Source organism: Comamonas sp. Z3 (assembly GCF_008121565.1).
Lineage (GTDB): Bacteria > Pseudomonadota > Gammaproteobacteria > Burkholderiales > Burkholderiaceae_C > Comamonas > Comamonas brasiliensis.
This window is the reverse complement of sequence record NZ_VOQU01000001.1, coordinates 262962-281228: the sequence shown is the minus strand read 5'-3', so window position 1 is coordinate 281228 and position 18267 is coordinate 262962. Positions and strand designations below refer to the sequence as shown.

Sequence of the window (18267 nt, the reverse complement as noted above, 5' to 3'; positions counted from 1 at the left end):
AGGAGAACACATGAATACAGCCAACAACACTGCCAGCATCCGCAACGGCCTGGGTCACTGGCTGCTTGCCAGCACAGCCGCAGCCTCCATGGCCTTGTCCATGGTCAGCACCGGCGCCTTCGCTGCCGACGAGCTTCCAGGCAAGGGCATCAAGGTCCAGCCGCTCAAGAGCTCGATTGCAGAAGAAACCTTCCAGACCCAGCTCGTCATGAAGGCCCTGGAAAAGCTGGGCTACGAGGTCCAGCCGATGAAGGAAGTGGAATACCCCACGGCCCATATTGCACTGGCCAACGGCGACGCCACCTTCATGGCCAATCACTGGAACCCGCTGCACGCCGACTACTACAAGAATGCAGGCGGCGACGCCAAGCTCTACCGCAAGGGTGTGTTCTCGGCCAATGCCGCTCAGGGCTATCTGATCGACAAGAAGACGGCCGATGCGCACAAGATCACGAATCTGGGCCAGCTCAAGAACCCCGAAATTGCCAAGCTGTTCGACACCGATGGAGACGGCAAGGCCGACCTGACAGGTTGCACGCCCGGTTGGGGCTGCGAGGCCATGATCGAGCACCAGCTCGGCGCCTACAAGCTGCGTGACACGGTCACCCACAAGCAGGGCACCTATTCGGCGCTGATGGCCGACACCATCACACGCTACAAGGCCGGCAAGCCCATCCTCTACTACACCTGGACGCCCTACTGGGTGAGCAATGTGCTCAAGCCCGGCAAGGACGTGGTGTGGCTGGAGGTGCCGTTCTCCGCGCTGCCCGGCGAGCAGTCCGGCACCGACACCAAGCTGGCCAACGGCAAGAACTACGGCTTTATTGCCAACAACCAGCAAATCGTGGCCAACAAGGCCTGGGCCGAACAGAACCCGGCCGCCGCCAAGCTGTTTGAAATCATCAAACTGCCCGTGGGCGACATCAACGCCCAGAACTACATGATGAGCCAGGGCCAGAACAAGGCCTCCGACATCGAGCGTCACACCGACGGCTGGATCAAGGCCCATCAGAAGACTTTCGACGGCTGGATCAGCCAGGCACTGGCCGCTGCCAAGAAGTCCTGATCCCAATCCCTGAATCACGGCGACCGCTTGCGCGGCCGCCGTTTTTTTATCGCCGGGCCGCCCCCAGATCAAACGCCCCTCCTGGAGGCGCAGCGAACCACACGCAGTAGGGAGCGTGGGGTGTCATTTTCAATCGGGCCGCAAGCCCCCCATACCAAGGAGAGACAAGAACGATGAGCAAGTCTGTGCAGACCCCGACCCCAAGCCAACACACCAGGCGCCAGCTGCTGCTGGGTACTGCCGGCGCTGCAGCGCTGGGTCTGGGTCAGTCATCTAGCTGGGCGACCGGCCAGAATGCGCCTGGCAATGCGCTTCCTGGCCAAGGCATCACGGTGCTGCCCGTCAAGAGCGCTCTGGCTGAGGAGAACTTCCAGACGCTGCTGGTGATGAAGGCGCTGCAGCAGCTGGGCTACACCGTCAAGCCCTGGGAAGAGCTGGACTACCCGTTGATCCATGTGGCAGTGGCCAATGGCGACGCCAGCTTCATGGCCAACCACTGGAACCCGCACCATGCCGAGTTCTACCAGCAGGCAGGGGGCGACGCCAAGCTCTCGCGCAAGGGCGTGTATGCAGCCGGTGCCGCGCAGGGCTACATGATCGACAAGAAGACGGCTGACAAACACCAAATCACCCATCTCGACCAGCTCAGAGATCCCGGACTGGCGGCCCTGTTCGATATCGACGGCGACGGCAAGGCCAATCTGATCGGTCCCAACGCCGGCTGGGGCGGCGAGGCCGTGGTGGCCCATCAGATCAAGGCCTTCGGTCTTGAAAACACCGTCAGCTACACCCAGGGCAACTATCCGGCCCTGATTGCCGACACGCTGGCGCGCTTCAAGGCCGGCAAGCCCGTGCTGTACTACGCATGGACGCCCTACTGGCTCAGCAATGTGCTGCGCCCGGGCCAGGAAGTGGTGTGGCTGCAGGTGTCGCGCTCTTCCATGCCCGGCGTGCAGGCCGGCACCGACACCAAGCTGCCCAATGGCCGCAACTACGGCTTTCCGCTCAACAACGAGTACATCGTGGCCAACAAGCTCTGGGTCGAACAGAACCCGGCCGCCGGCAAGCTGTTCGAGATCATGCAGATTCCCATCAACGATATCAGCCGCCAGAACCAGCTGCTGCGCGATGGGGAAAGCAAGCCCACCGATATCCAGCGCCATGTGGATGCGTGGATCAAGGCCCACCAGAAGACTTTTGACACCTGGATTGCCCAGGCCAAGGCCGCAGCCCTGAAATCCTGATTCGCCAACGGCGCACCGGACTTGATCCGGGCGCCGTTTCCTTCATCAACCCTCTCGCTTTTTTCATGCCGATTTCGGGGTAGGCACCCAGCATCCAAGGAGTATTCATGCACAGCAACAAGCCCGCACATTCGCCTTTTCCAAACCTGCAGTACCAATACCGCTGTCTGGCTGCCATCGCCTTGCTGAGCTTTGGCGCCGCTGCCGCACAAGCGCAGACGAACGCTGGCGACCTGCCCGGCAAAGGCGTCTCGGTGCAGCCGCTCAAGGGCACGGTGGATGAGGAAATGTTCCAGACCCTGCTGGTTTCGCGCGCTTTGCAGAAGCTGGGCTACCGGGTACAGCCCGTCAAGAGTCTGGAAAACGGCACCCAGCATGTGGCTGTGGCACAGGGCGACGCCACCTTTACCGCCACTCACTGGATGCCGTTGCACCGTGCCTTCTATGAAAGCAATGGCGCAGACAAGGCCTTCTATCGCGCCGGCACCTATTCGCGCAATGCGGTGCAAGGCTATCTGATCGACAAGGCCACGGCCGAGAAGTACCACATCACCAGCATCACGCAGCTCAAGGACCCGAAGCTGGCAGCGCTGTTCGACACAGATGGCGACGGCAAGGCCGATCTGACGGGCTGCAACCCGGGCTGGGGCTGCGAGCTGGCCATCAACAAACATCTCAAGGGACTGGATCTGGAGTCCAGCATCACCCACAGGCAAGGCAACTACCAGGCCTTGATTGCAGACACCATCACCCGCTACAAAAACGGCAAGCCCATTCTGTATTACGTCTGGACCCCGTTCTGGGTGAACACCGTGCTGCGCCCTGGCAAGGAGGTCAGCTGGCTGGAGGTACCCAATGTCCCTGGTGCCCAGGGTGAAGACCAGACCCAGCTACCCAATGGCAAGAACTACGGCTTCAAGCTCAATCAGCAATACATCCTGGCCAACAAGGCCTGGGCCGAGAAAAATCCGGCGGCAGCCAAGCTGTTTGCAGTGATGCAGCTGCCTATCGAGGACATCAACGCCCAGAACATGCGCATGCGCCAGGGCGAGAGCAGCGAGGCCGATGTCGGCCGCCATGTGGATGGTTGGATCAAGGCCCATCAGCAGACTTTTGACGGTTGGCTGGAGCAGGCGCGCGCCGCTGCCAAATAAGTATCAAGAACAGCTCCAGCGCTTGAAGGGAAAGCGCTGGAAGCTATCAAAAGTGCTTTTAACAGCGCGCCCCTGCCTACCAGTTGGCCTTGGCATTGCGGCAGGCCGCCTGGCTGGAAAGGGCGACAAAGCGCTCCACCCGCAGCGCCAGCATCTTGCGCCCCTGCCGGGCCAGCACCGGATCGGCCACGGCTCGCTCCACCACCTGGCCCTGCACCTCGGCCAGCATGGCGATGTTGGCGCTGCTGCGCGTGTTCAGATAGGCCTGCTCCAGCAGCACGCTGTCGCCCTCGGGCAGGATGCTGATGACCTGGCCGGTTTCGCACTCCTGAAAGCGCGCCGTCTCACCATCCAGGCTGTACAGTCCCTGCCAGCGCCCACTTTCCTGGCTGGGCTTGAGGCCCTCGGATACCGGTCCGGCCTGCTTGACCACTGCCTGGGTCTGGGCCTGCTTCTTGCCTGTCAGACCGGTCCAGGTCTTGTCCCAGGTCTGGGAGACCTTGTCCGTCATGCCGGACAAGCTTGAACAGGCGGTTAAACCCGTCACCACAATGACACTGGCCGCCAGGCGCCACAGCTTGCTCTGCATGAATACCTCTGATTTTGCAAAAGCAGGCACGTTAACAGACAGCAGCAGCCTGCAATTGCTGCAGATATCTCGATGCAACAAAGTGTTGCATACATAATCAGCCATCTCTTGAACCAATGCAGCCATGAGCCAACCCAACGCCCCCATCGTCCACGGCACCGAAGATGTGCTGATTGCCCTGTGCAACTCCGTCTCACGCGTGCTGCAGGTGGCCACCCAGTGCCCGATCCAGTATTCGGGCATGGTGCAACGCATCACCAAGACCAGCCTCAAACCCGACATCGGCTGCTTTGTGCTGATCGATGGCGGCTTTTCGGCGCTCATCATCATCAATTTCTCGGCCGATGCGGCCATGGAGCTCTACCGCAGCTATCTGCTGTCCATGGGCATGGCCGAGAGTGATCTGGCCAATTCCTATACCTCGGATGACGTGAGCAACGTCATGGGCGAGCTGATGAACCAGGTCGTGGGCGACTTCACCAGCAAGGTGCAGCGCGAGCTGCAAACCCATATCGCGCAAAGCCAGCCCAAGATGATCCGCCTGAACAAGCAGGTCAATCTGAGCGTGGATGCCAACCTCGATGCCCCCGAAGCCCGCCGCGTGACCTTCTACACGGGCAACAACAACATCTTCTATCTGGAGATGGCGGTGGATCACATGGAGTTCATCAAGATCAAGGACTTCGAAGCCCAGGAGAAGCCGGACCCCGATCTGGTCATGGCTCAGGCCCGTGAAGCCCAATCGGTTCAGGCGCCGGCTGCTGCAGCCTCCAGCGACACCGACGATCTGCTCAAGTCCCTGGGACTCTGAGACAGCCTGGTAGACCCGCGAGGCGCCATGACCCCTGCATGCTGCCTCCACCAGAAGAAACACCATGCGCACTCTGGTCCCCTGCCATTCATGTTCTGCAGTCTGGTGCTGACTGCGCAGGCAACGCTCGCTCAAAAAGCCCGCTGCGTCGATGCCGACGGCACAGGCTAGCCCTGCAAAGGCAATGAAGCCATCCTGCATGGCCAGAGCATGCAATCCGGCCAGGAGCTCAAGCTCAAGCTCGATTCCGCTCCCCCGGCGAAGAAGGGTGCCATATGTTCGCGCGGCCTTCACGCAGCGGCAGCACGCATGAAAGCATGCAGCAGCGCCTCAAACAGATGGAAGCCGCCGCGGCCGCCGCCCGCTCGGGCCCCGGAGTCGGGCCGCACCCCTAGGCTTACCATCTGCTTGCTGCAAGCCTGCAGCCGCCCCGCATCGGCCAACGCGCAGGCCGTCGCCGCCTGACCACAGCCTGGCTAGATCAGCCCTCGCCGGCCTTGGCTGCACTCTCAAAGCCGGTACGATCGGGGCCGCCAGGCACACCAGCGCCACTTGCCGCGATCGAATGCCTGCAAGACCGGGCCGAAGCGGCGGGCCTGCGCAGTCTCCGCCGCCGGCTTTAGGCGCCTGCCGGACCCAGCCCCCTTCCCAGGCCGGGCCGCAACCTATAGGGCAATGCCCTGCACAACAGGCAAGTACGCCTCTTCGCCGACCACAGGCGGCAGTGTGAAGTAACAAGACCCTGTTCACAGGATAAATACTGTTTGCGCAATAATTTGAATACCAACTATTTGAATACATCCGCAATGTCCAGCACCGCCTCCCTGTCCAGCCGCCAGCGTCAGCTCATCTTCGTCATGGCACAGGTCAACAAGCAATGGCGCCGCACGCTGGACAAGGTCCTGGCTCCGCTGGGCCTGACCCAGGCGCTGTGGCTGCCTCTGGTCCATCTGGAGCACAGCGCGGGAGCCATGCGACAAAAGGACCTGGCCCAGGCGCTGGCGCTGGACAGCTCTTCTGTCGTGCGCCTGATCGACGGTCTGGAGGCCCAGGGCTGGGTGGAGCGCCTCGACGATGCCGACCGGCGCGTCAAGCGCATACAGCTCACGGCCGCCGGCCTGGCACAGGTCGAGACCGTGAAGACCATCGTGGCGGATGTCCGCAGCGAAGTCATGCAGGAGCTGGCCCCCGATCTGCTGGATGCCACCCTGGATGCACTGGAAATCATGCTGGAGAAGATGGCGGCCCTGGAGATGAGCGCCGACGCGGCTTCGCGACCGGGCAGCTGAAGGCGCGCCGCACGCCACCGTCCTCTCCCCGTCAGCTCCTGATCTCAACTGTATGCAAAGTCCTGCCTCCTCCTCACGCAAAGCGCCGCTCTGGCTGCTGGCCATGGTCACCATTGCCGGCACCATGGCCATGCATATGTTCATCCCGGCTCTGCCTGATGCTGCGCGCCACTTTGGCGCCAGCAGCGCGCAGATGCAGCAGACCATCACGGTCTACATCCTCGGGCTGGCGCTGGGCCAGCTGATCTACGGCCCCCTGTCCGATGCTCTGGGCCGCCGCCCCATGCTGCTGACCGGCCTGTGTCTTTACACCGTCGCCAGTCTTGCAGCCTTTCTGGCGCCCAGCGCGAATATGCTGATCGGCGCACGCCTGATGCAGGCGCTGGGCGGCTGTGCCGGCCTGGCACTGGGCCGTGCCATTGCGCGCGACACCGCAACACCCGAGACCGCCGTAGGCAGCCTGGCCCTGCTCAATCTCATGATGATGATCGGCCCGGGCATCGCCCCTTCCATAGGTTCGGGGCTGGACGCCCTCTTCGGCTGGCGCGTGATTTTTGCGGTGCTGGCGCTGATGGGGGCGCTGACGACCCTCGGGGTCTGGCGCCTGCTGCCCGAAACCGGTCGCCCCAGCGGCCAGCTGAACTGGCGCACCGTGCGCAATGACTATCGCACCTTGCTGGGCTCGCCCCAGTTCCTGGGCTTTGCCATAGGCGGGGGCAGCGCCACCACATCCATGTATGCCTTTATTGCGGCAGCGCCTTTCATCTTCATCGAACAGCTACACACCAGCAAGGCCCAACTCGGCATCTACCTGGGGGTGTTGATGGCCGGCATGGCTGCGGGCAATGCCCTGGCGCGCCAGCTCATCCGGCGCTGGCCGCTGGAGCGGCTGATACTGGGCGGCAATTTGCTGAGCCTGGGCTGCGCCGCAGCGCTGGTAGCCCTGACCCTGCTGCAGCAGATCAACGTGCCTGTGGTCGTTGGCCTGATGCTGCTGTTCACCTTGGGCTCGGGCCTGACCAGCCCCGCTGCGCTGACCAAGGCTCTGGGCGTGCATAGCGATCTGACAGGCTCGGCCGCCGGGGTCTACGGCTTTTCCCAGATGGCCGTGGGCGGTCTGTGCACGCTGGGAGCCAGCCTGGGCAGCAGCCCTGCGCTATCGGCCTTTGCCGTGCTGCTGATTGCCTGCGCTGTGGGGCAGTTGGGCTTCAGGTATGCGCTGCGCCTGAATCGGGCCGCTGCACATTGAGCCCAGCCGCTGGCTCCCCGGCCAAGGCCGTGCAGCCTGTCCATCGATGCTCCCGCCTGGGCGGCAAGCCCGGTGCACACAGAAAAAGAGCCCGCATTGCGGGCTCTTTTCAAGACTGAAGCGGATTACAGATTTCCGACCATCTGCTCGGGCACGACCCACTGGTCGAACTGCTCGGCCGTCACATGGCCGCTGGCAATGGCCGCCTCACGCAGGCTGCTGCCTTCCTTGTGCGCCTTCTTGGCAATATAGGCCGCCTTGTCGTAGCCGATATGCGTGTTGAGCGCTGTCACCAGCATCAGCGAACGGCCCACCAGCTCCTCGATGCGCGCGCGATTGGGCTCTATGCCCACGGCGCAGTGATCGTTGAAGCTGACCATGCCGTCGGCCAGCAGGCGCACGCTTTGCAGGAAGTTGTGCGCCACCATGGGGCGGAACACATTGAGTTCGAAATTGCCCGAGGCTCCGCCGAAATTGATGGCCACATCGTTACCGAACACCTGGGCACACAGCATGGTCACGGCTTCGGACTGCGTGGGATTGACCTTGCCCGGCATGATGGACGAACCCGGCTCGTTCTCGGGAATCGAAATCTCGCCCAGGCCGCTGCGCGGCCCGGATGCCAGCCAGCGCACATCGTTGGCGATTTTCATCAGGCTGGCGGCCAGCGTCTTGAGAGCACCATGTGCATAGACCAGACCGTCGCAGCTCGCGAGGGACTCGAACTTGTTGGGCGAGGTAACGAAGGCAGAGCCCGTGAGTCTGGCCAGCTCGGCCGCCACGCCTTCGGCATAGCCCTTGGGAGCGTTCAGCCCCGTGCCCACAGCCGTCCCCCCCAGGGCCAGCTCATGCAGATGCGGCAGCGCGGCACGCACATGGGCTTCGCCATGGGCCAGCTGGGCCACCCAGCCGGATATTTCCTGGCCCAGCGTCAGCGGCGTGGCATCCTGCAAGTGCGTGCGGCCGATCTTGACGATGTCGGCAAAGGCTTCGCTCTTGGCTAGCAGCGTGACACGCAGCTTGGCGATGGCGGGCAGCAGCTTGTGCTCGATGGCCGTCACCGCCGCCACATGCATGGCCGTGGGATAGACATCGTTGCTGGACTGGCTCTTGTTCACATCGTCGTTCGGGTGCACCAGACGGGCTTCACCACGTTCGCCGCCCATCAGCTCGCTGGCCCGGTTGGCCAGTACTTCGTTGACGTTCATATTGGTCTGGGTGCCGGAACCGGTCTGCCAGACCACCAGAGGGAACTCGTCGGGATGCCTGCCCGCGAGCACCTCGTCGGCGGCCGCATTGATGGCCCTGGACTTTTTCTCGTCCAGCAGACCCAGCGCCTGGTTGACGCTGGCAGAGGCTTTCTTGACCTGCGCCAGCGCAGCAATGATTTCACGCGGTTGCTGCTCGCCGCTGATGTCAAAATTCTGCAGCGAGCGCTGCGTCTGAGCACCCCAGAGTTTGTCGGCGGGTACATCGATCAGGCCAAAAGTGTCTTTTTCCTGGCGGGTGACTGTCATGGAATCGCTCCTTGCATACAACTCGGCGCAGCTGGCTGAAAATTTGGCTGCCGTTGGCCGGAAACGGAAGTCGACCCACCGCCAGGCGGGCGACTTCCACAACCGGTCCATGCTAGCTCAGCCCGAGGGGCGGCAAGCACAATCGAGGCAACACCCCTGCGCCGGCAAGGCCAGAAATACATAGTTACATTAAATCAATATCGGACAAAGAATCCGACCGGCCTTGCTGGACCGCCACATCAATGTTCACTGATCTCTCCGCCCCTGTCGCCAACACCTTCATGACATCAAGCTACAGCGCGATGATGGTGTGTGTCTCCATCGTCATCGCGGTGTCTGCCTCCTTTGTGACGCTGGGCCTGGCCCGTCGCATGCGCATGGCCTCGGGCAGGATAGGACGCATCTGGTGGGCCATCGGCGCCATGGTCATGGGCACGGGGGTCTGGGCCATGCACTTCATCGGCATGCAGGCCTTCGAGCTGCCCATCACGCTCGGCTACAGCGGTGCCCTGACGCTGGCCTCCTGGGTTGCGGCGGTCGCGGCCTCCGCATTGGCCTTCGGCGTGGCGACCAGGGCCGAATACCGCTGGCCCCATTTTCTCGCGGCCTCGCTGCTCATGGGCGGCGGCATCTGCGCCATGCACTACCTGGGCATGCTGGCCATCGAGATGTCCATCCCGATTGCCTGGGACTGGTCTCTGGTGGCGGCCTCCGCTCTGATCGCGGTAATGGCCTCGGCCACGGCGCTGAATCTGTTTCGCGCACTGTTCTCGCTCTCCGGCAAGCGAATGTGGCTGTTCCAGTCTTTGGCGGCACTGGTCATGGGCTTTGCCATCTGCGGCATGCACTACACCGGCATGTCGGCCGCCAGCTTTGCCAGCGGCTCGGTCTGCCTGAGTGCGGAGGCGCTGAGCGGCCCCGAGCTCACCACCATCATCATCATCACCACGGTGATGCTGCTGATCGCAGCGCTGTTCAGCACCCTGCTCGATGCGCGCCTGCAGAGCACGGCCTTCAAGCTCAACCAGTCACTGCAGGAAACCAATGCCAAGCTGCAGCTGGCCAATACCGAGCTGCGCCAGCGCGCCTTTGCCGATCCGCTGACCAATCTGCCCAACCGGCTGCTGTTCGAGGATCGTCTCATCCACGCCCTGCTGCGCCTGGAGCGCGCCAACCGCTCTCGCACCAAGGAGAGGCTGGGCATTCTGTTCGTGGATCTGGACGGCTTCAAGCCCATCAACGACTCCTTCGGCCATGCCGCGGGCGACCAGATCCTCGTCAGCGCGGCCGAGCGGCTGATGGCGGAAGCTCGCAGCAGCGATACCGTGGCCCGGGTCGGCGGGGATGAATTCCTGGTGCTGCTGGAAGACACCCAGGATGTGGCCGCCTGCATGGCGGTGGCCAACCGCATTCTCAAGGCCCTGAGCCAGCCCTTCCAGCTTGGCAACAAGGAGCTGCAGATCACCTGCTCCATCGGCATCGTGGCCTTTCCCGACCATGGCGACCGCGATCACCTGATCGCCAACGCCGATGCGGCCATGTACGCCGCCAAACGCAATGGCGGCAACGGCTTTGCCGTGTTCGAGCCGCATATGGGCAGCGACGCCTCAGAGCAGCTGGAGCTGCAAAACGACCTGCGCAACGCCATCCAGCGCGGCCAGATGGAGCTGCACTACCAGCCCAAGATCGACGGCGAGCGCGGCAGCATCATCGGGGTCGAGGCGCTGCTGCGCTGGGCGCACCCCGAACGCGGCATGATCGCCCCGGACATCTTCATCCCCCTGGCCGAGCGCTTCGGCATCATCAACAGCCTGGGCAACTGGGTCATTGAAGAAGCCTGCCGCCAGCTCGCCCTGTGGCGCAACATGGGACTGCAGATGCGGGTGGCGATCAATCTTTCCGTGCACCAGCTGCGCGAAAGCGGCCTGGCAGATCGCATCACCCAGACGCTGCTGCGCCACGATGTGCAGGCCAGCCAGCTACTGTGCGAGATCACCGAGTCCGTGGCCATGGAGGACACCCAGGCCACACAGCGTGCAATCGAGGAGTTGCGCGATATCGGCATCTTTCTCTCGATCGACGACTTCGGCACCGGCTACTCCAGCCTCAACTATCTGCGTCAGCTGCCTGCCCAGCAGCTGAAGATCGACCGCAGCTTCATCCGCGACCTGGAAACCGAGGAAGATGCCCGCGCGGTGGTCCATGCCGTCGTGCGCCTGGCCCATGCCCTGGGCCTGCGCGTGGTGGCCGAAGGTGTGGAGACCGCAGGGCAACGGGACATTCTGATCGACATGCAATGCGATGAGCTGCAGGGCTACTTCTATGCGCGTCCCATGCCGGCGGACAGCCTGCTGGCCTGGGCAAGAGGCGATCAGCGCGCAGGCCAGGCCGACTTCTCGGCGTCCATCCTCGGATCGCTGACCGGCTGAGCTCCGCAAAACGCCCGCAAGTCATATATAAGACTGGTGGGTTATGGCTGCAAGATTTGTCGTCTGGGCCGATAATCGATGGGTTTACCGTGCGCGCCCCACGCGTACAGATTGCAACCCCCGAGAAGCTTCACGATGACGACCTCCATCCGCCAGCAGGACCTGATCGATTCGATCGCAGGTGCCCTGCAGTACATCAGTTACTACCACACGCCGGATTTCATCCAGCATCTGGCCCGTGCCTATGAGCGCGAGCAAAGCCCTGCGGCCAAGGATGCGATGGCTCAGATCCTGACCAACTCCAAGATGGCTGCCACCGGCCAGCGCCCCATCTGTCAGGACACCGGCATCGTCAACGTGTTCCTGAAAGTGGGCATGGACGTCAAGTGGGAAGGCTTCACCATGGGCCTGGAAGACGCCATCAACGAAGGCGTGCGCCGCGGCTACAACCACCCTGACAACACGCTGCGTGCCTCGGTCGTTGCCGACCCGCACTTCAAGCGCAAGAACACCAAGGACAACACTCCCGCCGTGATCAATGTGCAGATCGTGCCCGGCGACAAGGTGGACGTGACCGTGGCTGCCAAGGGCGGCGGCTCCGAGAACAAGTCCAAGATGATCATGATGAACCCCAGCGATGACCTGGTGGACTGGGTTCTGAAGACCGTCCCCACCATGGGCGCCGGCTGGTGCCCTCCCGGCATGCTGGGCATCGGCATCGGCGGCACGGCCGAGAAGGCTGTGCTGCTGGCCAAGGAAAGCCTGATGGAAGACCTGAACATGTACGAGCTGCAGCAGAAAGCTGCCAGCGGTGCAGAGCTCGACGACGTGGAAAAGCTGCGTCTGGAGCTGTTCGAGAAGATCAACGCCCTGGGCATTGGCGCCCAAGGCCTGGGCGGCCTCACCACGGTGCTGGACGTCAAGATCAATATGTACCCCACGCACGCGGCCTCCAAGCCCGTGGCCATGATCCCCAACTGCGCCGCCACCCGCCACGCCCATTTTGTGATGGACGGCTCCGGCCCCGTATACCTGGATGCCCCTTCGCTGGACACCTGGCCCAAGATCGACTGGCACCCCGACTACAACAAGTCCAAGAAGGTCGACCTGAACACGCTGACCCCCGCAGAAGTGGCCAGCTGGAAGCCCGGCGACACCCTGCTGCTCAACGGCAAGATGTTGACCGGCCGTGATGCGGCCCACAAGCGCATCCAGGACATGCTGGCCAAGGGCGAAAAGCTGCCCGTGGACTTCACCAACCGAGTGATCTACTACGTCGGCCCCGTGGACCCCGTGCGCGACGAAGTGGTTGGCCCTGCAGGTCCCACCACGGCCACCCGCATGGACAAGTTCACCGACATGATGCTGTCGCAGACCGGCCTGATCTCGATGATCGGCAAGTCCGAGCGCGGCCCCGTCGCCATCGAAGCCATCAAGAAGCACAAGAGCGCTTACCTGATGGCCGTGGGCGGCGCCGCCTACCTGGTTTCCAAGGCCATCAAGCAGGCCAAGGTGGTGGGCTTTGAAGACCTGGGCATGGAAGCCATCTATGAATTCGATGTGGTCGACATGCCTGTGACCGTGGCCGTGGATGCCGGCGGCACCAGCGCCCACATCACCGGCCCTGCCATCTGGAAGGAAAAGATTGCAACCGGCGATTTCAAGGGCATTGCCGTTGCGGGCGCCTGATTCGCTGTTGCAGCCTGCCTGAACAAGGAACCGCCTTCGGGCGGTTTTTTCATGTCCAACCGCCCGGACATCGACCGCAGCAGGGCCATGGGCCATTTCTTCGGCTCTTTTCCCATTTGCGGCATAGTCGAGCCAGATTTTTCGTGAACCCATACCAAGCCATGCATATCCGGACAGAACTCCCCGCCGATGCCGAGGCCGTAGAGCAGGTGACGATCCTCGCCTTCAGGCACGCACCGCATTCCGAGCACACCGAGCAGTTCATCGTGCGTGCGCTGCGTGAGGCCGGGGCTCTTGCCTTGTCTCTGGTCGCGGAGATCGACGGACTGGTCGTCGGGCATGTCGCCGTCTCTCCCGTCACCATCAGCGATGGCAGCCAGCACTGGTTTGGCCTGGGCCCGATCTCCGTACTCCCTGAAAAGCAGCAACAGGGCATAGGCAGCGCCTTGATGCGGACTGCCATCAGCGCTCTGCAGGCGCAGTCCGCGCAGGGATTCGTGCTGCTCGGTGACCCGGGCTACTACCGGCGTTTCGGCTTTCGGGCGGTGCCGGGCCTGGTGCTGCCCGGAGTGCCTGCCGAGTATTTTCAGGCCCTGTCTTTCGCAGGTCCGCTGCCGCAAGGTGAAGTGAGTTATCACAGCGCCTTCAATGCCAGGGACTGATACGCCTGTTTCAGCCAGCGCTGCATGCTGGCCCCAGGGAGATAGGCCATGCCTGGTTTTCCGTGAAATAAACACTTCTTGGTAAATACGAGACACCGATAACACGCTTGCTATTTAAGATAGGCGACAGAGTGGGTATTTGTCTGAGACCGTCCGGAATGATTTGCAACGCAAGCACAAGGAGTTCAGCATGAGCCATGTCGCAGCAAAGATGGTGACCGGTGCGCTGGTGGCGCTCTCGGGCTTTGCTTCCGCGCAGACTCAGCAGCCATCGGCTGCGCCCAAGCCGCAGCCCTCCCCTTCGACTCAGGTACTGTCCCCCCAGGGGGTGTATGCGCAGATCGACACCAGACTGGGGCAGGAAGCGCTTCGCCTGCTGTCCCAGGGTACGCCTCAGCAGCAACAAGCCGTGCTGGAGCGCGTACGCGCCGCACCCGAGCGCTTTCAGCCTCCGGTCTTCTACGTCCTGTCGCAGGCGCTGTTCAAGGCAGGCCAGCGCGACGAGGCAGCCTTCTGGTACTACGCCGGCCAGCTGCGTGCCCGCTTCGATGCCAATCGCTGTGCAGACGTCACCGCCAGGCAAGCAGTCGATGTGATGAACCAGAGCTATGGAGCCCCCATCAACCGCTATCTGTTTCAGGATCTGGACAAGGCTCAGGAGTTGATTGCCAAAGTCGTGGACTGGGATCGCCGCACGCCCCACGCCTACGATCCGCACTGGATCAATCTGCACGGCATGCAGGCGGTACAGGCCTCGCGGGACCCGCAACTGGCCGCCAGGCTGACGCTGGAATCGCTGAGCCTGCCGGCCGCGCAGTGGCCTGCCCTGGCCGAGCAGACGCGCTCCAAGTATCTGCAGGGCTTTCAGGAAGCCATCAGCCAGCTCAAAGCCGAATCCAAATCCAAGTGAGGGACTGCCCTCGGCCAAGCCAACCAAAAACATAGATGGCTTGAATCCCTTATACAGAAAACGATTGCAGCTACTCTTTTTGAATAGTCTTGCGACAGGACTCCATACCGTCTTGATGGCAGCCCCTATTGGCGTGATTCCTGTTTGTTCTACGATGGCTCAGGCATCCGCATCCCGGGATGCTGCGATGCCGCTCGAAAGGAGTCCTCATGCACAAGCTTTTTGCGCTCTCGACGGCCACCGCCCTCGCCGCCTTGCTGAGCGCCTGCCTGGTGCCCGAGCGATTCTCCGCCAGTGTGGAAGTACAGGCAGACGGCAGCTACAGCTACCGCTTTGACGGCACGGTGGTGAATGCCCTGGCCGTGATGAAGCTCAGAAAACAGGGCGTGCTGAGCGAGAAAGACCACCGCGAGCTGGCAGAGCAGGCACAGCAACTGAGCCGCGAACCCGAGGTCAGGAAAGCCGTCTACAAGGGCAATGCCCGCTATGTGCTGGAGATTGCCGGCCAGCGCAAGCCCGGCGAAGGCCTGCGATTGCTGGACCTGTTCACCGTGCAGACCGACAGCAGCGGCGTGATGACGATTGCCGCCAAGCCGCTCAAGGACAAGGAAAAGAGAGACTTTGCGCAGCTGGGCATCACCATGAATGGCAAGCTGAAGGTCAGCCTGCCCGGCAATGCCGAGGTACTCTCACAAAACGCCAGCTCCACACCCACGCTGGGCCTGGGTTCGTACAGCTGGAAAATCGGCAGCTTGAACGTTCGGCCCGAGATCAGGCTGCGTTTCAGGCCGTGAAGGCCGTCGCACTGCGCGGACTTGGCATTTCGGGCGAAGATGCCTGCACCATTTCCTGTGTCTGCCCGCCGAGTCCCCTATGACCTCCAACTCTTCATCGACAGCACTGCAGCTGCCTTTTTCCCAGGCCTGCGAAAACAATCAGGCCGCTATCTTCGAGGTGCTGCAATCCGCCCTCCAGCACTGCCGGCATGTGCTGGAGATAGGCTCCGGCACAGGCCAGCATAGCGTGTACTTCGCACCGCGCCTGCCGCAGCTGCTCTGGCAGACCAGTGACCTGGCCGACAGTCATGCAGGCATCCGGGCCTGGCACGCCGCCCAAGGCGCTCCCAATCTGCGTGCGCCGCTGGAGTTCGACCTGGCAACCGATGCCTGGCCGGCAACTGCGGATTCATCCGGCTTCGATGCCGTCTTCACCAGCAATACCTGTCATATCGTGGCCTGGCCGCTGGTGCAGCGCCTGTTCGAGCTGGTGGGGTCACATCTTCCCGTGGGCGGCGTGTTTGCCGTCTATGGCCCGTTCAACTATGGCGGCCACTTCACCAGCGACAGCAACCGCGCCTTCGACGCCTGGCTGCGCCAGCGCGATGCGCGCAGTGGCCTGCGCGATTTTGAAGCCATCGTGACGCTGGCCGCAGAACACGGCATGGAGCTGCAGCTCGACCAGGCCATGCCGGCCAACAACCGCACGCTGGTATTTCACAAACGTTGAAAGCTCACCCCATGGCCGCCATCTTTGCCTACCAATGCAGCAAATGCGATGAGATTCACGAAGGATCGCCGAGCTTTGCTTTCGATGCCCCTGCACCCTACCGACGCCTGAGCGAGCAAGAACGCGAGGCATGGGCCGAGCTGAGCGACGAGCTCTGCGTGATCAGCCATCCCGAAGGCACGCAATACTACGTGCGCGCCATTCTGGAAGTGCCGATCCATGGCCTGGACGAGCCCTTTCTCTGGGGCATCTGGGTGTCGGCCAGCGAAGCCAGCTTTCACCGCTATCTGGACTCCTTCGGCAAACCGCCCGAAGACCCGATTTTCTTTGGCTGGCTGTCCAATCTGATTGCCGTCTACCCCACGCAGAAGTCACGCCCGGCCGATGTGCATATCCAGGCCGACGGCACACGCCCGCGCGTGGTGCTGCACCGCGGCGACAACGAGATCGATGCGCTGGTCATCGACCAGCACGAAGGCATTTCGATCGCGCGCGCCCAGCAACTGGCCGAGCAATCGCTGCATGGCATATAGGCCGAAGCAGGCCCGAGCGCTGACTCCGCAGAAGCTATCGTCCATGCGTTGATGCGCAATAAAAAAACCGCCAGAGGAAAACCTTCTCGCGGCTCGGGGCAGTGGTGTGAACGCTTATCCGTTGTTCCAGCCGGTCTGATAGAACTGCTGGATGAAGGACCAGGCCTCGGCCGGATCATCGGTGTAGCGGAACAGGTTCAGGTCCTTGGCGGAAATGGTGCCCTCCTCCACCAGCACGTCGAAGTTCAGCACCCGCTTCCAGAACTCCGTGCCGAACAGGATCACGGGCACGGGCTTGCTCTTGTGGGTCTGCACCAGCGTCAGCACTTCAAACAGCTCGTCCATGGTGCCGAAGCCGCCAGGGAAGGCCACCAGCGCCTTGGCCCGCATCATGAAATGCATTTTGCGCAGCGCAAAGTAGTGGAACTTGAAGCTCAGCCCCGGCGTGATGTAGGGGTTGCCATGCTGCTCGTGAGGCAGATAGATGTTCAGCCCCACATTGGGCGCACCTGCATCATGGGCGCCGCGGTTGGCGGCCTCCATGATGCCGGGGCCGCCACCGGTGCAGATGTAGAAGCGCTCGCTGGGCGCCTGCTTCATGCCTTCGGTCGCCACGATGCGTGCAAAGGCGCGTGCCGCCTCATAACGCTCGGCGTTGCGCATGCCGCGCTCGGCCAGCGCCATGCGCTGGGCATCGCCGCTGGCCTTGGCTTGCGCAAGCTGCTCGCGCGCCTGATCCATATCGACAAAGCGCGCGCTGCCGTAGACCACCACCGTGTGCTCGATGCCGCGCTCGATCTGGGTCAGATCGGGCTTGAGCATTTCCAGCTGCATGCGGATGCCACGCGTTTCACGGCGGAACATGAACTCCGGATCGGCGAATGCAAGGCGGTTGGATTGAGGTTCCAGCTCTTTGCCGTTATGGGCCTGGTTGTGCAGCTCGGCCCAGGCATTGGCCAGATCGGTATCGGACAGGGGAGATGAGATTTGCATGGACCCTCGGTTCTTAGAATGCTGAGTGGCACGGGCTACAGCCATCCCTAAAGATTTCGTAGCGCTGACCGCCCATCCGTCAAGTACTTCAAGCTCAAATGCACCTGTAGTGCAGATGATGCTTGCACTATACGCTCACAAAGCTATAGCCCAGGAGAGTATTTCGCCTCTAAACGCTGAAGCAGTTTGCCTCAATAGTGGCAAATGGTCTGCCAGCTTAACGGCTGAACCAGCTGCTCCAGCTGATCATGCCCATGTAGGTCATGAACAGTGAGCCGACCAGGTGCACGCTGGCCCAGCCCAGAGCGGCAGCCAGACGTTGCTGCTGCAGCAGGCCGATGACCTCGGCCGAATAGCTGGAAAACGTGGTCAGGGCGCCGAGGAAGCCGGTGATGATGGCCAACTTCCAGGCCGGATCCAGCTGGGGCATGGCCTGAAACAGCGCGATGAAAACACCGATCAGATAGCCGCCGATCAGATTGGCTGCCAGGGTGCCCCAGGGCAGACTGGCGCCTGCGCTCAGCCACAGTCCCAGCCCCCAGCGCGACAGGGCGCCAAGACAGGCACCGATGCAGATGGCGAAAATATTGAGCATGGCTGCCAATCTAGCGCAAGACGGCGGCCCT

At 62.3% G+C, this 18267-nt stretch carries 17 protein-coding genes; 13 read left to right on the top strand and 4 right to left on the bottom strand.

The window, feature by feature from the left end:
- Positions 1-10 precede the first annotated feature (10 nt).
- From proX (FSY59_RS01340) to proX (FSY59_RS01330), 3 genes are all read left to right on the top strand, one after another.
- The gene (proX, locus tag FSY59_RS01340) at positions 11-1066 is read left to right on the top strand and encodes a glycine betaine/L-proline ABC transporter substrate-binding protein ProX (protein WP_148728333.1); all 1056 of its coding nucleotides are present in this window, start codon (positions 11-13) and stop codon (positions 1064-1066) included.
- Positions 1067-1239: 173 nt separating this feature from the next.
- Entirely contained in the window at positions 1240-2310 is a 1071-nt protein-coding gene (proX, locus tag FSY59_RS01335) for a glycine betaine/L-proline ABC transporter substrate-binding protein ProX (RefSeq protein WP_148728332.1), read from the top strand.
- Between the two features lie 107 nt (positions 2311-2417).
- Complete coding sequence (gene proX, locus FSY59_RS01330; protein WP_003057227.1) at positions 2418-3464, top strand: glycine betaine/L-proline ABC transporter substrate-binding protein ProX; 1047 nt, start codon at positions 2418-2420, stop codon at positions 3462-3464.
- A 76-nt stretch (positions 3465-3540) separates the two neighbouring features.
- Here the strand turns inward: proX (FSY59_RS01330) and FSY59_RS01325 are convergent, their stop codons facing one another.
- Complete coding sequence (locus FSY59_RS01325) at positions 3541-4053, bottom strand: hypothetical protein (protein WP_148728331.1); 513 nt, start codon at positions 4051-4053, stop codon at positions 3541-3543.
- 124 nt (positions 4054-4177) lie between these two features.
- Here FSY59_RS01325 and FSY59_RS01320 point away from each other — a divergent pair, with 124 nt between their 5' ends.
- The 3 genes from FSY59_RS01320 (at position 4178) to FSY59_RS01305 (ending at position 7402) form a co-directional block, all read left to right on the top strand.
- Positions 4178-4864: a DUF3334 family protein gene (locus FSY59_RS01320; protein WP_003057233.1), complete on the top strand. Its 687-nt coding sequence runs from the start codon at positions 4178-4180 to the stop codon at positions 4862-4864.
- Positions 4865-5670: 806 nt separating this feature from the next.
- Positions 5671-6153 carry a MarR family winged helix-turn-helix transcriptional regulator gene (locus tag FSY59_RS01310; protein ID WP_019043976.1) on the top strand — a complete coding sequence of 161 codons (483 nt, stop codon included), beginning with the start codon at positions 5671-5673 and terminating at the stop codon, positions 6151-6153.
- Positions 6154-6205: 52 nt separating this feature from the next.
- The gene (locus tag FSY59_RS01305; protein ID WP_003057239.1) at positions 6206-7402 is read left to right on the top strand and encodes a multidrug effflux MFS transporter; all 1197 of its coding nucleotides are present in this window, start codon (positions 6206-6208) and stop codon (positions 7400-7402) included.
- A gap of 125 nt (positions 7403-7527) precedes the next feature.
- On the opposite strand, the gene fumC is transcribed toward FSY59_RS01305, so the two are convergent.
- Positions 7528-8919, bottom strand: coding sequence for a class II fumarate hydratase (fumC, locus tag FSY59_RS01300; protein ID WP_043371648.1), 1392 nt, complete (start codon positions 8917-8919; stop codon positions 7528-7530).
- Between the two features lie 242 nt (positions 8920-9161).
- Here fumC and FSY59_RS01295 point away from each other — a divergent pair, with 242 nt between their 5' ends.
- The 7 genes from FSY59_RS01295 (at position 9162) to FSY59_RS01265 (ending at position 16648) form a co-directional block, all read left to right on the top strand.
- Entirely contained in the window at positions 9162-11348 is a 2187-nt protein-coding gene (locus FSY59_RS01295; protein ID WP_255439091.1) for a bifunctional diguanylate cyclase/phosphodiesterase, read from the top strand.
- A 135-nt stretch (positions 11349-11483) separates the two neighbouring features.
- A complete protein-coding gene (locus FSY59_RS01290) occupies positions 11484-13037 on the top strand; it encodes a fumarate hydratase (protein ID WP_003057246.1) in 1554 nt (517 codons plus the stop codon).
- A 161-nt stretch (positions 13038-13198) separates the two neighbouring features.
- Positions 13199-13699: a GNAT family N-acetyltransferase gene (locus tag FSY59_RS01285; protein ID WP_148728558.1), complete on the top strand. Its 501-nt coding sequence runs from the start codon at positions 13199-13201 to the stop codon at positions 13697-13699.
- A gap of 190 nt (positions 13700-13889) precedes the next feature.
- The gene (locus FSY59_RS01280; protein WP_003057248.1) at positions 13890-14609 is read left to right on the top strand and encodes a hypothetical protein; all 720 of its coding nucleotides are present in this window, start codon (positions 13890-13892) and stop codon (positions 14607-14609) included.
- A gap of 209 nt (positions 14610-14818) precedes the next feature.
- Positions 14819-15403, top strand: coding sequence for a hypothetical protein (locus FSY59_RS01275; protein WP_003057249.1), 585 nt, complete (start codon positions 14819-14821; stop codon positions 15401-15403).
- 79 nt (positions 15404-15482) lie between these two features.
- Positions 15483-16115 carry a DUF938 domain-containing protein gene (locus FSY59_RS01270; RefSeq protein WP_148728330.1) on the top strand — a complete coding sequence of 211 codons (633 nt, stop codon included), beginning with the start codon at positions 15483-15485 and terminating at the stop codon, positions 16113-16115.
- An 11-nt stretch (positions 16116-16126) separates the two neighbouring features.
- Positions 16127-16648 (top strand): DUF2199 domain-containing protein, encoded by a 522-nt coding sequence (locus FSY59_RS01265; RefSeq protein WP_003057251.1) that lies wholly within the window; start codon positions 16127-16129, stop codon positions 16646-16648.
- A gap of 114 nt (positions 16649-16762) precedes the next feature.
- On the opposite strand, the gene FSY59_RS01260 is transcribed toward FSY59_RS01265, so the two are convergent.
- Together FSY59_RS01260 and crcB are read right to left on the bottom strand one after the other, a co-directional pair.
- Positions 16763-17641 (bottom strand): TIGR00730 family Rossman fold protein, encoded by an 879-nt coding sequence (locus FSY59_RS01260; RefSeq protein WP_003057252.1) that lies wholly within the window; start codon positions 17639-17641, stop codon positions 16763-16765.
- Between the two features lie 217 nt (positions 17642-17858).
- Positions 17859-18236 carry a fluoride efflux transporter CrcB gene (gene crcB, locus FSY59_RS01255; RefSeq protein WP_003057253.1) on the bottom strand — a complete coding sequence of 126 codons (378 nt, stop codon included), beginning with the start codon at positions 18234-18236 and terminating at the stop codon, positions 17859-17861.
- Between the last annotated feature and the right edge of the window lie 31 nt (positions 18237-18267).

Coding starts and splice junctions, on each gene's coding strand:
- FSY59_RS01320 (WP_003057233.1), top strand. CDS start 4,178: ATGAGCCAACCCAACGCCCCCATCGTCCACGGCACCGAAGATGTGCTG.
- FSY59_RS01310 (WP_019043976.1), top strand. CDS start 5,671: ATGTCCAGCACCGCCTCCCTGTCCAGCCGCCAGCGTCAGCTCATCTTC.
- FSY59_RS01305 (WP_003057239.1), top strand. CDS start 6,206: ATGCAAAGTCCTGCCTCCTCCTCACGCAAAGCGCCGCTCTGGCTGCTG.
- FSY59_RS01285 (WP_148728558.1), top strand. CDS start 13,199: ATGCATATCCGGACAGAACTCCCCGCCGATGCCGAGGCCGTAGAGCAG.
- FSY59_RS01325 (WP_148728331.1), bottom strand. CDS start 4,053: ATGCAGAGCAAGCTGTGGCGCCTGGCGGCCAGTGTCATTGTGGTGACG.
- FSY59_RS01270 (WP_148728330.1), top strand. CDS start 15,483: ATGACCTCCAACTCTTCATCGACAGCACTGCAGCTGCCTTTTTCCCAG.
- FSY59_RS01260 (WP_003057252.1), bottom strand. CDS start 17,641: ATGCAAATCTCATCTCCCCTGTCCGATACCGATCTGGCCAATGCCTGG.
- crcB (WP_003057253.1), bottom strand. CDS start 18,236: ATGCTCAATATTTTCGCCATCTGCATCGGTGCCTGTCTTGGCGCCCTG.
- proX (WP_148728333.1), top strand. CDS start 11: ATGAATACAGCCAACAACACTGCCAGCATCCGCAACGGCCTGGGTCAC.
- FSY59_RS01275 (WP_003057249.1), top strand. CDS start 14,819: ATGCACAAGCTTTTTGCGCTCTCGACGGCCACCGCCCTCGCCGCCTTG.
- fumC (WP_043371648.1), bottom strand. CDS start 8,919: ATGACAGTCACCCGCCAGGAAAAAGACACTTTTGGCCTGATCGATGTA.
- FSY59_RS01265 (WP_003057251.1), top strand. CDS start 16,127: ATGGCCGCCATCTTTGCCTACCAATGCAGCAAATGCGATGAGATTCAC.
- proX (WP_148728332.1), top strand. CDS start 1,240: ATGAGCAAGTCTGTGCAGACCCCGACCCCAAGCCAACACACCAGGCGC.
- proX (WP_003057227.1), top strand. CDS start 2,418: ATGCACAGCAACAAGCCCGCACATTCGCCTTTTCCAAACCTGCAGTAC.
- FSY59_RS01295 (WP_255439091.1), top strand. CDS start 9,162: ATGTTCACTGATCTCTCCGCCCCTGTCGCCAACACCTTCATGACATCA.
- FSY59_RS01280 (WP_003057248.1), top strand. CDS start 13,890: ATGAGCCATGTCGCAGCAAAGATGGTGACCGGTGCGCTGGTGGCGCTC.
- FSY59_RS01290 (WP_003057246.1), top strand. CDS start 11,484: ATGACGACCTCCATCCGCCAGCAGGACCTGATCGATTCGATCGCAGGT.